The following is a 15,128-nucleotide window of genomic DNA, read 5'->3' as shown; positions in this document are numbered from 1 at the left end:
GCGCGCTCCTTGCGCCGTACCGCTGTGGAAAGGCCATCGGTGCACTTCCGGTGGCCTTTCTTCAGGCATCCGGCCGGTCGGTGCAGAAGGGTTTTCTCGTTGACGGTAAATGTGATTGTTTCCCTTACCCATTTTGCCGAGTCGAATACTAGGGAAATCTACGAGGGCGACACCTGGGTCAGCGTCCACGACCCGCGTGCCACCACCCCCAACCAGGGCTGGAAGCTGCATGTCTCCGCCCGTCCCGGCACCCTGGGCGACACGCTCGAACGGGTCCTGCCCGTCCTGGCCGACGTGTCCTGCGACTTCAAGGTCGCCTGCTCGCCCGAGAAGCTCGCGGAGCTCAACTCCGGTGACCTCGACCCGGGCGCGGTCGGCAAGGCCATAACCGTCTACCCGCAGCCGGACGAGGTCGTCCCTCTCGGTCACCGGCTGGCCGAGGCGCTGGCGGGGCTGGCCGCGCCGCGCATCGTCAGCGATCGCCAGGTGCGCCGCGACGCGCCGGTCTATTACCGGTACGCCCCCTTCGCCCCCCAGTACCGCGTGGACGAGAACGGCGACTTCGAGCTGATCATCGTCAGCCCCGACGGCGAGCACCTGCCGGGCGCGGCGGGACCCGAGTTCTCCTGCCCGCCGTGGGCGACCGACCCGTTCCGCCCGCAGGACGGCGTCCCGGACGCGCCTCGGGCTATCGGGTCGGACGCCGTGGAGGCGCCCGCCAGGCTCATCGGCAACCGGTACCGCGTCACGTCCGGCGTCGCGCGCGGCCCACGCGGCAACGTCTACCGGGCCGAGGACGCCGACGGCCGGCCGGTCGTGGTCAAGGAGGCCCGCGCCTACGTGGGCGAGAACGCCGAGGGCTGGGATCTGCGCATGTACCTGCGCAATGACCTTCGCATCCTCAAGGCCCTGGACGGCGTCGCGGGCATCCCCACGCCGATCGACCACTTCCGGCACGGCGAGGACGAGTTCCTCGTCATGACCGACGAGGGCAGCCTGGATCTCAACCGGTTCGTCGGCGAGCGGGGCCGCTTCACCGAGAACGGCGGCGACCGGGACCTCACCGCGCTGGCGGGCCGGCTGCTTGAGGTGCTGGACGCCGTACACGCGCGCGGGGTCGTCGTCAGGGACTTCTCCCCCAAGAACGTGGTGCTCGGCGAGGACGGCCGCTGCACGCTGATCGACTTCGGCAACAGCAGGTACGAGGGGCTGCAACTGCCCGGATGGAGCCGTGGCTACAGCGTGCCCGGCCAGCAGGCGGACCGCCCCTCCGAACCCGCCGACGACTACTTCTCGCTCGGCGCGACGCTGTTCTTCTCGGCGACCGGGATGAACCCCCTCATGATCGACTCCGACCCGGCCAAGAACGTCGGACGGACGCTGATGTGCCTGGCGCGGATGTTCCCCGGCGTCACGACGGGCGTCATCGGGCTGCTGCCGCGCCTGCTCAGCCTCGACGCCGAGGAGCGGGTGGCGGCCGCGGCCGACATGAGATCCGGTGTCAGCGGCGGGCGGACGGGTCGTACGGTGTCGCGGTCTGACGGGGTGCGGTTCAGCGGTGCGCTGCTGTCGCAGGTCCTCGATCACACCACCCGTGTGTGCGTACGGTTCGCGGAGGGCCTGATGGACGGCCCGGCGGACGCCCGGACGTCGAGCCCGCCGGTGACGAACGTCTACGGCGGGTCGGCCGGGGTCGGCATGGAGCTGCTGCACCACCCCGAGGCCAAGACCGTCGCCGCCGACCTGGCCCGCTGGACGGCGCGCGTCATGCCGCCGACCAAGCTTCCGCCGGCGCTCTACTTCGGCCGCACGGGAACGGCGCTGTTCCTGGCCACCGCGCGGCTGACCGCCGTCCCCGAGCTGCCGGACCCCGGCCCGATCGTCTTGACGGGCGAGCAACGCGCGGACCAGGCCCACGGCGTCGCCGGTATCGGCGCGGGGCACCTCTCGCTGGCCGCGCTGGAGCAGGATCCGCGCCACCTGGAAGTGGCCGCCGAGTGCGCCAGGCTGCTCGTCTCCGGCGAGGTGACGGACTCCAAGGACGCGGTGGCACCGGCCCAGGCCGGTTCTGGCGTCAACGTGGAGATGGCCTTCGCCCACGGCGCCGCCGGCTGCGCGGAGTTCCTGCTCTCCTACCACGAGGCCACCGGAGACCACGGCGCCGGTCAGGCGGCCAGGGAGCGCTTCGAGTCGCTGGCCACCGCCACCGAGGCCATGCTCGTCGAGCTCACCGGGCCGGACGCCAAGGCCATGGGCGCGTCCTGGTGCCAGGGCGTCTCCGGCATCCTCGGCCCGTTGGCGCACGCGGCCACCGCGTACGGCGAGGACCGCTACCTCGACCTGGCGGAGCGGGGCGCCCGCGCGAGCCTGGCCATCGCGCCGCAGGCGTGGGTGGTGTCCCAGTGCTGCGGCCTGGCGGGCATCGGCGAGGCGCTGATCGACCTGGCGATGGCCACCGGCGACGACACCTACTGGCGCGGCGCCGAGGAGATCGTCGAGCTGATGCTGATGCGGGCCGGCGGCGAGCCCTCGGCACCGGTCTTCACTGGCAACGATCTCGACAAGCCCGGCTACACCTGGGCGACCGGCGCGTCCGGCGTCCTGTCCTTCCTCCGCCGCCTCGACCGCCGCACCGGCTCCCGCCTGTGGACGGCGAACTGGCGGCTGCCCGTATGACGCTCAGCGCAGGCGGCGGGCGGCGGCCAGGGCGGCCTCCGTCTGGATCGTGACGATCCGGTCGAGCGGATCGTCGAGCTGGACCAGCTGGCCCTCGGCCTCCGCGCAGAGGCGTCCCATGCGCTCCTCCAGCGCGGCGCGGACGGCCGTCAGGTCGGCCGGGCGGTTGCCCGCCGCCGCCTCGGCCGCCAGCAGCCGCAGGAACATGGCGCAGGCCCGCAGCGGCAGGCGGCGCACGGTGTCGTGGATGCCGCTCGCCTCGGCCCGCGTGACGGTCCTGGCGGCGTCCTCCCGGTCCACGGCGCCTTCGAGCGAGGAGACCAGCAGATGGGAGACGGCGAGTGTGTCGTCCACCGCCGCGTGGAACGGGGTGTGCGCGACACACTGCGGCCGGACGTCCGTACGCGCGCGGGCCAGCGGCTCGATCTCCTCGCGCAGCCGAACCGCGGCCGCCTTGACCAGGTGGCCGAAGGAGAGCCCGGCGTCCGAGGGGTCGTCGCACCCTGGAGTGGTCCACAGGGGCACCTCGGCGATCAGCGTGAACGTGCCGTAGCGGTCGGCGTAGTGCCAGCTCGACGCCCCGTACGTACGAGGCGTGCGCGCGTCGCCGCCCGTCTCCACGAAGTCGATGTGCTCGGCCGGCGGCAGCAGCGTGACGCCGGGTCCCGCGACCTGGTAGCCGACGGTGTCGATGGGCCCCAGGTCCAGCGGGACGCCCTGACCCGCGGCGATCGAGGCCAGCTCGGCGGCCAGGCCGGGCACGTCGCGGGTGATCTGGAAGTACGCGCCGCCGAAGTCGGCGTTGTGCAGCGACAGCATGAACGCGGGCCGCAACTCGTCGATGACCCGCATCAACGCCAGGGTCTCCGGCAGCGGCCGGTCGAACCGCTTGCGCCCGGCGTGGATGGGGAAGGTCCATTCGGGCTGGTCGCTCATGGACGGCCGGTAGAAGTGGCGGTGGTAGTGGCTGATCGTGTACGGGCCGGCGTACCAGCCCTCGTTCAGCCGGGCGCCGTCGGGATCCACGCACGCGATGAAGTGCCAGGTGAACCCCCGCCGCTCGGCCGCGTTCTCGCACAGCGCGGAGGCCAGGCGGAGCACGGTCAGGAAGCCGGCGGGCTCGTTGGCGTGGGGGCCGCCGAACACCAGGGCGTTCTGGGACCCGTCCCCGATCGAGACCAGTTCCAGCGGCTCGCCCCGCCGGGAGGCGCCGATGAGGCGTCTGCGGCAGGTCGCGGGGAACCGGTCGCACAGCTCCCGCAGTAACGCGGCCATGTCGTCGATGGTCGGGATCACGCGCATGGGGGAAGCCTCTCAAGCGCGCGCCGCCACGTCACGTGGCCGATACAGGACGTTTCGCAACCTCGCCCGTCAGGGGCGGTGATCCCCGCAGACCTGGCAGGTGTCGAGCCGGGTGACGGGCTGCTCCGCCGTCGCCATCGTCAGGAGGTCGAAGTGGACCACCCGGCCGACCAGGGCCGGCGGGACGACACCGGTGAGGTATCGGACCGCCTCGGCGGCGACGAACCCGGCCACGATGGCGCAGAGCGGGCCGAACGCCGGAATGCTCCGCCCCTGGTTCAGAATGGCGGGCAGCTCCCACCCACCATTACGGACCCGGAGCTCCTCGTCCAGACAGGCCAGGCAGGCCGAACTCCCCGGCACGACCAGCGGTCCCGCGATGCCCAGGTGCTGGCTGAACCCGCCCGGCAGGAGCGGCACCCCGGCGGCCACGCAACCGGCGTTCATCCATTGGCGGATCTGCGGCTGCGGGCTGTCGGCGGTGGCGATGACCAGGTCCGCGCCCGCGACCAGGTCCGCGACGTCCCCGGCGCCGGTCAGCGTGCGGTGGTGCGTCTCCACCTTGACCGCCGGATTGTGCTCGGCGAGCCGGCGGGCGGCCGAGTCCACCTTCGGGCTCCCGACGTCCTCCGCCGAGTAGAGGAACTGGCGGTGCAGGTTGGACTCGTCGACGTCGTCCTGGTCGACGAGCCGCAGCCGTCCCACCCCGGCGGTCGCCAGTTGCAGGGCGACGAACCCGCCGATCCCGCCGACGCCGAGGACGGCCACCGTACGCCCGGCGAGGTCCCCGGCCATCTCAGCGGCCCGCGACGCGGGCTGGAACATGGAGAAGAACAGGGCCTGCCGCGACGTGGGCCCGTGGCGCGTCAGCAGCTCGACGTCCTGCTCCTCGACCAGGATCCGGGCCCCGAGCAGAGCGGTGATGGCCTGGTCCACCTCGGCCGCCGTGACGCCGCCGATTCCTGCCGTGAGGCTGACCAGTTCCTCGCGGGGCAGCGCGGTGGAGGCGCACCGCCGTACCAGCTCGCGTAGGGCCGGAGAGGCGGACTTGAGCACCTTTCCGGTGCCCGGCAGGTCACCCAGCCGGACTAGTTCGCGGCGGTCCTCAATGAACAGGGGAAACGCCGGGTTGACCAGAACGCGCGACAATTATCCGCTCCACCTCAGAAAAAGGCGCGGGATCGGCGACCCGGGTGGCCACCAATCCCGCGCTGAGTATCAGCTGTTGCTGTTACCGCACGTGAGCTCCACTGCCTCTATCTCGGCAATCGTGATCTCCATGCAGTCCCCCCTCCTGATGATGCTGGGACATTTGGGGCTATAGCGAAGAAATGTCCTCGAGCGAGGAAGGTAGTTTCCCCAACCGCCAGTGTCCACCGCTTTGGTGATAAATGACCCACTTGAGCCAGTTTGTTCAGTAGCCCGTCTCCGAAACGGGCTTTACGGGGAAGCCCTATCAGGCCGGTCAAGGCGCCGCCGGGAGGCAGGATAAGGTCAAGATCTTCGACGGGAGGTCCGGTGGGGAGACTGAGCAGGCGCGGGCTGCTGACCGCCTCCGGCGCGGGCGTGGTGGCCGGCGCGGCGGCGACGGCGGGCGCCTTCCTGCTGGGCGAGCCGGAGCCGCCGGCAAGCAGCGCGGCCCCGGCTCAGGTGGTGGGCTTCCATGGGCCGCACCAGGCGGGCATCGCCACGCCTGTCCAGGACCGCCTCCACTTCGCGGCCTTCGACGTGGCCGTGAGCACGCGCGAGGAGCTGGTCGCACTCCTGGTCTCCTGGACCAGGGCCGCCGAGTCGATGACAGCGGGTCACCTCACCGCCGACGACGACTCCGGCGAGGCCCTCGACCTGCCCGCCTCCCGCCTGACGCTGACGGTCGGATTCGGTCCCACGCTGTTCGAGCGGGCCGGGGAGGATCGCTTCGGTCTGGCCGCCTCGCGGCCGCCCGCGCTGGCCGACTTACCACCCTTCCCCGGTGAGAAGCTCGACCCGGCGCGCGGCGGCGGCGACATCGCAGTCCAGGCGTGCGCCGACGACCCGCAGGTCGCGGTGCACGCCATCCGTACGCTGGCGCGCATCGGGCTGGGCCGGGTGAGCGTACGGTGGTCGCAGCTCGGCTACGGCAAGACCTCCTCGACCACGCCCAGCCAGCTCACCCCGCGCAACCTCATGGGCTTCAAGGACGGCACCGACAACATCCCGCACGACGACCACACCGCGCTCGACCAGCACGTCTGGGTGGGCGCCGCCGACGGGCCCGCATGGATGACGGGCGGCAGTTACCTGGTCGCGCGGCGGATCCGCATGCACCTGGAGTCGTGGGACCAGGCCTCCCGGCAGGACCAGGAGGCCACGATCGGCCGTACGAAGACCGAGGGCGCCCCGCTCGGCGGCAAGGGCGAGCGGGACGAGTTCGACCCGGCCAGGCTGCCCGCCGACTCCCATGTGCGGCTGGCCCATCCCCTGTCCAACGGCGGCGCACGGCTGCTGCGGCGCGGCTACTCCTTCGTCGACGGCAGCGACACCCAGGGCCGCATCGACGCGGGCCTGTTCTTCCTCGCCTACCAGCGCGACCCGCGCCGCCAGTACGTGCCCGTGCAGCGCAAGCTGGCCACCGACGACCGGCTCTCGACCTACATCCGGCACGTGGGGTCGGGCCTGTGGGCCTGTCCGCCCGGCGTGTCCCCCGGCGGGCACTGGGGCGACACGCTCCTCGGACAAAGCTAGAGCCCGCCTGACGCAGAGCGGCTAGAGCTCGCCGGGACGGATCCAGCCGCCGGGCACCAGCAGGGCGAGCTGTTCGCGCAACAGGTCGCGCAGCGGCCCGTCAGGCTGCTCGCCGTAGACCTGGAGGAGCCTGCCCGGCCGCACCAGGATCTCCTCGGGGTCGTCCTGGCGGGCGGTGTACTCGGCGATCAGCTCCGGCAGGCGGGCGGTAACGTGCTCGTCCAGGCCGAGCCGGACCGCCGAGCACAGCGAGTACTCCCAGGCCACCAGATAACGCCAGAGCTTGTCCTCGCCCTCGAAATAGACGCGCTCCAGCCTGGAGAAGGCATCGAGCACCGCGCCGTGGTCGCCGTCGCGGTAGGCGAGCACGATGAGGTGGAACAGCGCCCACTGGTGCCCGCGCCGCAGCAGCTCCGCCCGCTCGAAGGCGGCCCGCGCCTCGGCGTGGGCGCCCAGCAGGTACAGGGTGTAGCCCCGCACGTAGTGGGCGTCGGCCGAGCCGGGGGCCTCCTTCAGCAGCCGCTCGCTCTCCCGCAGCAGCCGCCCGAACGTCTCGGGAACCTCCGGCCCGTCCTCCGCCGCCTCGATCAGCTCGGCTGTCGAGGTCGGCTCGGGAGACGGGGTCGGGGTCGAGATCGGCCCGGCGGGCGGCGTGTCAGCGGGCACCGCTCTCGCTCACCATCCTCCGGAGTGGCCGGTGGATCTGCCGTTGGCCATCCAGCGCTTGGCGGTGGCGCGCAGCTCCCTCTCGATCTCCGGCAGCATACCCGGGTGCTCCCTGATGAAGCGCTCGAGATCCCTGGCGGCGGCCTTGAAGCCCTCGCCGTGCCGCCCGCTCTCGAAGCTGGTGTCGCCCCGGTACCGGTCGCGGATCTCGCGCTTGACGGAGTTGGCCCACTCCGTCGGTGACAGCCACCCGCAGGGGTACTTGGGCCGCGGGCTGTTGTGGACGAGGACGTCGGTGCCGCCCTGGACCACGTGGTAGGTGTGCGGCCCGTCCACGCTGAGGTTGTGGACGCGCTGGCTGTCGCGGTGCTCGGTCTCCACCGCCGACACCTGGACGAGGGTGCCCGCCGAGGTACGCAGCCACATGCCCGGCCGCAGCTCGGCGGCCGGCAGCCAGGTCTTCAGCGCGGGCACCCAGAACGGGTGGTTGTCGGTGGCGACCAGCACCCCGCCCGCGATGCCCACCTTGACCAGGTCCTTCGCGCCCTGGCTGGTCATGGTGGCGACGACCGGCTGTGCGGTCGTCTTGCCGGTGGCGGGGTCGGTCGCCAGGACCTGATCGCCGACCGCGACGTCCTCGATGGCCTTGGCGCTGCCGTCGGCCATCCGTACCTTGGTACCCGGCACGAAGCTGCTGGTCAGGCGGCAGGTCTTGCCGACGCTCTCCACCACTTCGTCGCCGTACTTGCCGAAGCGGGCGAACTTGGTGCCGCCGAAGGTGATCGAGCCGAGCGCGCCCTCCAGGCAGCCCTTGCCGAAGCCCCGGGCGTAGTCGCCGAAGGAGTGCTTGCGGCCGAGCAGCGCCCCGGCGACGGTGTTGATCAGGCCGTTGCCGACGCACGCGCCCACGGCCGCGACCACCTGCGGCGGGATGGTGCCGTCGGGGTCGGTGTAGTCGGCCGGGTCGCCGAGCGCGTACTCGTAGAGGTTGTAGCCGCCGCCGAAGCCGATGGTGTCCTCGGAGATGAACCTCCGCAGCGACGGGGAGTACAGCCGGGACCTGTTGTCCTGCAGCCCGCCGGGGATCGGCGCGCCGGAGGCGCGGCCGGTCCAGCGCACGGTGTTGGGGTCGTCGGCCGCGGAGGAGGTGGTGGCGCCGAACAGGTCGTAGCCGTAGGTGGTGGTGATCTGGCCCGAGCCGTCGGTCAGGGCCAGCGTGGAGCCGAGCGCGTCGGGCAGCAGCCCCTGCACCTGGCCGTCGCCGCTGATCCTGGCCAGGGCCTCGTCCTGGCCGAAGCCGTTGAGGAAGGAGACCTCCGCCCCGCCGGGCCCGCTCTGCCCGATGAGGGCGTCGCCGTCGAAGCGGAAGCGGGTGGTGTCGGTGCCCGTGGTGCTGCCGACCCTGCGTCCGGCCGGGTCGTAGCCGAGGGTCGTGGTGACGCTGCCGTCCGACACCGTCACGAGCTCGCCGCGGGCGTTCCAGGTGTAGGTGAAGACGCCGTCGGAGGTCAGGTTGCCGGCCGGGTCGTAGCCCAGGGTCCGGCCGCCGTTGCCGGTCAGCCGGTTGGCATCGTCGTAGGTGAGGCCGGTCGAGGGGGCGGGGAGCTGGGCGCGTACGAGCGTGCCGCGCATCCGGGTCCGGCGCCCGAGCTGGTCGTAGGTGTAGGCCACGTCGCCGACGCCGGTGGTGCCGCGCTTGTAGCCGATCGAGGTCAGCAGGCCCGAGTCGTCGTAGCCGTAGGCGGCCGTGATACCGCCGGGCAGGGACTTGGAGGTCATCCGCGCGTCGTCGTCATAGCCGTACACGGTGCTGACGGCGCCCCGGGTGACCGACTTGAGCAGGCCGTTGGGGAAGTAGTCGTAGCCGACCGCCGGCTGGCCCGAGGCGGTCATGGACTTCAGCCGGCCGGCCGCGTCGTAGGTGTAGCCAACGGTGCCCGCCGAGCTGGTCTCGGAGGTCAGGTGATCGAGGTCGTCGTAGCCGTAGGTGATCTTCCCGGCGCCGGTGGTGGAGTCGCTCAGCTCGCGGATGCGCCCTCTGTCGTCGTACAGGGCGCTCTGTGTCGACTCGTAGTTCTGGCCGTTCTTGCCGAAGCCGGTGAAGGTGGCGCGGCCGAGTTCGTCGTAGCGGTACTCGGTGACCTTGCCGCGCCGGTCGGTGACCGTGGACAGGCGGTTCATGCCGTCGTAGGTGAAGGTGTCCTTCGCGCCGAGCGGGTCGGTGCGTTCGAGCAGCCGGTCGGCGTCGTCGTACCGGTAAGAGGTGATCTTGCCGCGGGCGTCCTTGACCGAGGTGATGTTGCCGTTCTCGTCGTAGCCGAAGATCGTCTCGTCGCCGCCCGCGTCGGTGACGGACCTGAGCACGTCGGCCGCGTCGTAGACCCGCCCGGTGGAGGTTCCGTCGGGGGCGATCGTCTCGATCACCCGGTTGGCCGCGTCCCGCACGAAGCGCGTCTTGCGTCCCTCGGGGTCGGTCACCGTGGTCAGGGCGCCGTCGACGTAGTCGTAGGTGGTGACGCGCCCCTGCGGGGTGGTCTGGGTGCGCGGGTGGCCCTGGGCGTCGTAGCTGGTCTTCCAGGTACGGCCCATGGCGTCGGTGATCTTCTCGGGGTTGCCGCGCGTGTCGTACTCGAAGCGGGTGACGGCTCCCGTGGGGTCGGTCAGCGTGTCCGGCCTGCCGTACGGCGTGCCCTGGTACGTGGCGTGGCCGGTCACGGTGGCCGAGCCCGCCGCGCCCTTGAGCTCCAGCGGGTTGCCCGCGGCGTCGTAGGTGATCGTGGTGGTGCGGCCGAGGCCGTCGTCGATCGTCCTGGGCAGGTCGCTGTCCGGGTCGCGAGTGATCTTGATGGTGTGCTCGCGGTCGGTGCCCGCCGCCTGGGTGTCGGTGGCCAGGTAACCGAGATCGTCGTAGGTGGTCTTGCGTACGGCGCCGTCCGGCTCGGTGACCTGGGCGGCGACGACGCGCGTGCCGTTGAGGGTGTAGGCGAAGGCGTAGGTGCCCTGGCCGAGGATCGTCTGGGTGGAGACCCTGCCGTTGGCGTCGTAGACGTTGGTCAGGTAGGTGTGGTTGCGGGCGTCGGTGATGGCGTTCATCCGGCCCGCGGTGTCGTAGCCGTAGGTGGTGCTCTGGCCGGTGGGGCCGGTCACGGTCTTGAGCCGGTCGCCCTCGTAGCCGTACGTCACCGAGCGGCCCGCGTTGTCCTCCACCTTCGTGACCTTGTCGGCGGCGTCGTGCGAGTAGCTGAGCCAGAACCCGTTCGGCGAGCGGACCTCGGTGATGGGCCCGAGGTAGCTGCCGAAGCTGTTCTTGTACTTGCGCAGGATCTTGACGGTGTTGCCCTGCGCGTCCCGGATCTCCTGCAGCGGCGCCTCGTCGCCGAAGACGTAGGTCATGCCGTTGCGCAGCTTGAGGTGCCAGCCGCCCTGGTTGCACCCGCCCACGTAGTGGAACCCGGACCCGGTGAACTCCGGCGAGGTGTCGCGCGCCTCGAAGACCGCGTCGCAGAACCCGGTGCCCGGCGAGGTCCGCACGTAGTGCACCTGGGACCCGTCGGGGAAGTTGAGGTCGGCTTCCTGGTACTGCTTACGCGACGACAGGTACATGTTGTACAGGTCGTTACCGCCGATACCCATCGCGCGCTTGCGGGTGTCGCCCGGGTTGTAGCCGCGGTTGACGGCCAGCGGCAGGACGTCGTCCACCATGAGGTCGGTCTGGCTCAGGGCGAACAGTCCGCTGCCGAGGTCGACCGGGTCACCCGACGAGTTCAGGAACTTCAGCAGCCACTTCCACGCCGGCTCCTCGTTGCCCGGCACGTTGATCATGGCGCCGTCGAAGTCGGAGATCGCCGTCCCCGCGTCGGGGACGACCTGCCGGGCGGCCGGATCGACCTTGCCCGCGCCGAAGATCTCCCAGCCCTCGCCGCTCTTGTCGTAGTGCCAGAAGTTGACCCGCTGTCCCGCCTGCAGTTTCAGGTAGTTCGGGTAGGTGATCTGGGCGGTCCCGCCCACGAGACGGCCGCCGGCGGGCTGGACCGTGTAGTAGACGGGCACGCGCACGCCGTCCGGCATCGGGATCGGCGTACGGTCCACCGGGATCGGCGTGATGCCGACGCGCCGTACGGGCTTGCCGTCGGCGTCCTCGATCGTCACGCCCGCCGGGATGCGCACCTCCAGGCCGGGCACGCCCGGGTTGGACAGCACGACCTCCTTGGTGGTCGGCGAGGGGATGTCGATCTCGTAGTCGGTGTCCAGGGCGGGCAGGTACGGCGTGTAGAACAGCTCGTTGCCGCCCGCCTTGAGCGGCACCTGCACGTCGAACACGCCGTACTTGAGCTTGCTCGTCGAGGCGCTGCGGCCGTCGATGCGCAGGCGGCGCACGCCCTGGCGCAGGTCGGTGAGCTGGAAGGCGCCCTTGGCGTCCGTGCGGGCCTCGCGGCCGTCGGCGCGCAGGGTGACGCCGGCCAGCGGCAGTCCCGCCGTGGTCTTCACGACACCGGTGAGGCTCGCGTCCTTATGCTTCTTCGCGGTGTACGACGCCACGGGCTCGCCGCGCTTCACCCCGTCGGGCAGCGGTTCCTTCTTCTGGGATTCCGTGGCCTTTTGGGATTTCGTGGCCTGCTTGGCAGCGGCGGCGGTCGCGACCCGGATGGTGGCCGCGCCCGTCTCGGCGTCCTTGGGGTTGATCTTGAAGGTGTACGTGCCGGCGGCGGTCAGGGTGGTGGTGTGGCTGCCGTTCTTGGACAGGCACGTGGTCCACAGGCGCGCGCCGGTGGGCGGCCACAGCTCCGTGGTGGTGCAGGTCGCGTACGTCTCGTCGATCACGGTGATCTTGACGGTCTGCCCGGCGGTGGCGGTGAAGGTGACCGCCGAGTTCTGCCCGGCCTTGGTCGTGGTGACCACGACGTCCGCGCCGCCGACCGTCGCCGCCTTCGTCACGTCGGCGGGCACGTCGACCAGGGTGACGGTGATCGTGCCGGTCCAGGCGTCCTTCGGGTCGAAGGTCAGCTTGTACGCCCCGGCGACGGGCAACTCCAGCGTGTCGATGTACTCGGCCGCCTGGTAGATACAGGTGTCCTTGGCCAGCTCGGTGCCGTCGGGCTTGAGCAGCCGCACGTCCAGGGCGCAGGCGGGGGCGCCGGCCGGAACGGCGAGCTTGATGAAGAGACGACGGGCGGCCGTGCCGGTGAACGTCACCGCCCCGCCCTGGCCCGGCTTGGCGATCGCCACCGAAGCGGGGGCGGCGTCCGGCGCGCTCGCCACGGCCACGTCGGCCGGGACGCCCGTCAACGCGAACGTCAGCGTGCCCGTCCAGGCGTCTTTCGGGTTGATCGTGAACCGGTAGGCGCCGTCGGCGGGCAGAGTGATCGTGTCTATGTACTCCGCCGCCTGGTAGATACAGGTGTCCTTGGCCAGCTCGGTGCCGTCCGGCTTGAGCAATCGCACCTCAAGCCCGCAGGCGGGGGTGCCCGCCGGAATGGTGAGCTTGGCGAAGATCCGCTGCCCTGTCGTGCCGGTGAACGTCACCGCGGCGTCCTGGCCGGGCTTGGTGATCGCCACCGATGCCGGGGTCGCGTCCGGCGAGGTCGCCACGACCACGTCGGCGGGCACGTTCAGCACCTGCAGCGTCGGGGTGCCCGTCCAGGCGTCCTTCGGATTGATCGTGAACCGGTAGGTGCCGTTGGCAGGCAGGGCGACCGTGTCCAAGTACTCGGCCGCCTGGTAGAGGCAGGTGTCCCTGATCAGCTCGGTGCCGTCCGGGTTGAGCAGCCGGACGTCGAGGCCGCACGTGGGTATGCCCGCCGGGACGGCCACCTTGGCGAAGATCCGCTGCCCCGCCGTGCCGGTGAACGTCACCGCGCCGCCCTGACCAGGCTTGGTGATCGCCACCGAAGCCGCGGCCGCGTCCGGCGAGGTCGCCACCACCACGTCGGCGGGCACGTTCAGCACCTGCAAGGTCGGGGTGCCGGTCCAGGCGTCCTTCGGGTTGACCGTGAACCGGTAGGCGCCGTCGGCGGGCAGAGTGACCGTGTCCAAGTACTCGGCCGCCTGGTAGAGGCAGGTGCTCCTGAACATCTCGGTGCCGTCCGGCTTGAGCAGCCGCACGTCCAGGGCGCACACGGGCGCGCCCGCCGGAACGGTCAGTTTGGTGAAGATCCGCTGCCCCGTCGCGCCGGTGAACGTCACCGACCCGTTCTGGCCCGGCTTGACGATCGCCACGTCGGACGGGGCCGCGTCCGGCGAGGTCTGCACGGCCACGTCGGCGGGCACGTTGATCACTGCCGCCTTGTACGGACCACCGGTGACCAGGCCCTTGGGATCGACGGCCACCCGGTACGTACCGGACACCGGCAGCGTGACCGTGTCGAGGAAGGAGTCGACCTGGTACACGCAGGTGTCCTTCACCAACTCGGTGCCGTCGGGGGCGCGCACGCTGGCGCCCACGTCGCAGGCCTTCGTGCCGGTCGGCATGCCGAGCTTGGTGAAGACCCGCTGACCGGCCGTTCCGGTGAAGGTGAAGGCGGCCTGCTGGCCGGGGATGGTAGTGGTGAGGGTCCCCTGCGCCCCGTCCAGGGCGAGTTCGGTCGTGGCGTCGGCGACGGCGGAGGCCAGGACGTCGACCTTGCCGGTCTGGTCGTCCTGCGGGTCGAGCAGCACGGCGTAGGTCCCGGCCTTCGAACCTTCCGGCAGCTCCCACTCCCATGTGCTCGAGCACATGCTCTGGCTGAGCAGCGTGGTCCCGTCGGGGCCGTACACGGTGATGGGCAGGCAGCCGGAGAAGGTCTCGCCGGACATGTAGAGCATGGCGCGCTGACCGGCCGCCACGTCGAACAGCGTCAGCGCGATCTGCTGCGCCGCGCCGACCGCGACCGAGGTGAGGGTGTTCTGCGCCAGCCGCAGCGCGCCGCCCGTGCCGATGTTGGCGGCCAGGTAGGGGGCGGGCGGGACGACCACGTCACCGGCGGAGACCGCGCTGCCGCCGGGGTTGACGACCTTCACGTGCCCGAACGCGGGACCCAGCGGCAGCTTGACCTTCAGGTCGCCCGTGGTGCCCTGCGTCACCTGGATCTTCGATCCGTTGAGCGAGGTGATGTTGCGGATCTTGTCCGCGTCGAAGCCGCTGCCGGGCACGGTGACCTCGGCTCCCGCGTCGCCGACCGTGAGGCCCGTCAGGGAGATCGCGGGCTTGGGCCGGGTTCCGGCGACCTTGAAGCCCTTCCAGGCGGCGGACTTGCCGCCGACCGTCACGGTGACGTCGCCCGAGGTCGCGCCGCCGGGGACCGTCACGGTGATGGTGTGGTCGGTGACGGCGCTGGGGGTCGCGGTGGTGCCGCCGAAGGAGACCGTCACCGCCGACTTGTCCGTGCCGAACGCGGTGCCGTAGATCGTCACGCTCGTGCCCGAGGTGGCGCTGGGCGGGGAGACCTGGGCGACGGCCAGCGTACCGGCGGGCAGGTCGCTGACCGCGGTGATGTTGCCCGCGGGGTCATGGCTGATCTTCGAACCGTCGCCCGGCTGGGCGAACACCCCGGTGACGCGGCCGTTGGCGTCGTGGGCGTAGGAGACGTCGGCGGCCTGCGCGGGCGCCTGCTGCTGCTTGGCGGCCGGTTCACCCGCGGGCTGCACCCGTGTCGTGGCGGCGACGGGGACGGTGGTGATGCGAGGTGGTGCGGCGGGCGGCGGGGGTGCCAGACCGGCGATTAAGGCAGCAACGACTAAACCCGCGATCACCCGCATGCGTACACTCCGGCTCAAATAATGAT

Annotated in this window: 6 protein-coding genes; 2 read left to right on the top strand and 4 right to left on the bottom strand. The window is 71.2% G+C overall.

From position 1 onward, the window contains the following. The first annotated feature begins 111 nt into the window (after positions 1 to 111). Entirely contained in the window at positions 112 to 2,676 is a 2,565-nt protein-coding gene (lanL, locus tag AB0B61_RS29075) for a class IV lanthionine synthetase LanL (RefSeq protein WP_358438204.1), read from the top strand. A gap of 3 nt (positions 2,677 to 2,679) precedes the next feature. Here lanL and AB0B61_RS29070 read toward each other — a convergent pair whose 3' ends face one another. Both AB0B61_RS29070 and AB0B61_RS29065 read right to left on the bottom strand, forming a co-directional pair. Further along, a complete protein-coding gene (locus AB0B61_RS29070; protein WP_358438201.1) occupies positions 2,680 to 3,978 on the bottom strand; it encodes a M14 family zinc carboxypeptidase in 1,299 nt (432 codons plus the stop codon). A gap of 69 nt (positions 3,979 to 4,047) precedes the next feature. Continuing rightward, complete coding sequence (locus tag AB0B61_RS29065; RefSeq protein ID WP_358438198.1) at positions 4,048 to 5,127, bottom strand: TOMM precursor leader peptide-binding protein; 1,080 nt, start codon at positions 5,125 to 5,127, stop codon at positions 4,048 to 4,050. 369 nt (positions 5,128 to 5,496) lie between these two features. On the opposite strand from AB0B61_RS29065, the gene efeB reads away from it, so the two are divergent. Then, positions 5,497 to 6,702, top strand: coding sequence for an iron uptake transporter deferrochelatase/peroxidase subunit (gene efeB / locus AB0B61_RS29060; protein ID WP_358438195.1), 1,206 nt, complete (start codon positions 5,497 to 5,499; stop codon positions 6,700 to 6,702). 21 nt (positions 6,703 to 6,723) lie between these two features. On the opposite strand, the gene AB0B61_RS29055 is transcribed toward efeB, so the two are convergent. Both AB0B61_RS29055 and AB0B61_RS29050 read right to left on the bottom strand, forming a co-directional pair. Beyond that, complete coding sequence (locus AB0B61_RS29055) at positions 6,724 to 7,368, bottom strand: hypothetical protein (RefSeq protein ID WP_358438192.1); 645 nt, start codon at positions 7,366 to 7,368, stop codon at positions 6,724 to 6,726. Between the two features lie 9 nt (positions 7,369 to 7,377). After that, the gene (locus AB0B61_RS29050) at positions 7,378 to 15,102 is read right to left on the bottom strand and encodes a polymorphic toxin-type HINT domain-containing protein (RefSeq protein WP_358438189.1); all 7,725 of its coding nucleotides are present in this window, start codon (positions 15,100 to 15,102) and stop codon (positions 7,378 to 7,380) included. Positions 15,103 to 15,128: the final 26 nt, after the last annotated feature.

It is taken from the genome of Nonomuraea sp. NPDC049158 (genome assembly GCF_040648335.1).
Lineage (GTDB): Bacteria > Actinomycetota > Actinomycetes > Streptosporangiales > Streptosporangiaceae > Nonomuraea.
Note: the sequence above shows the minus strand (reverse complement) of the source record. Positions and strands in the feature narration are given on the sequence as shown.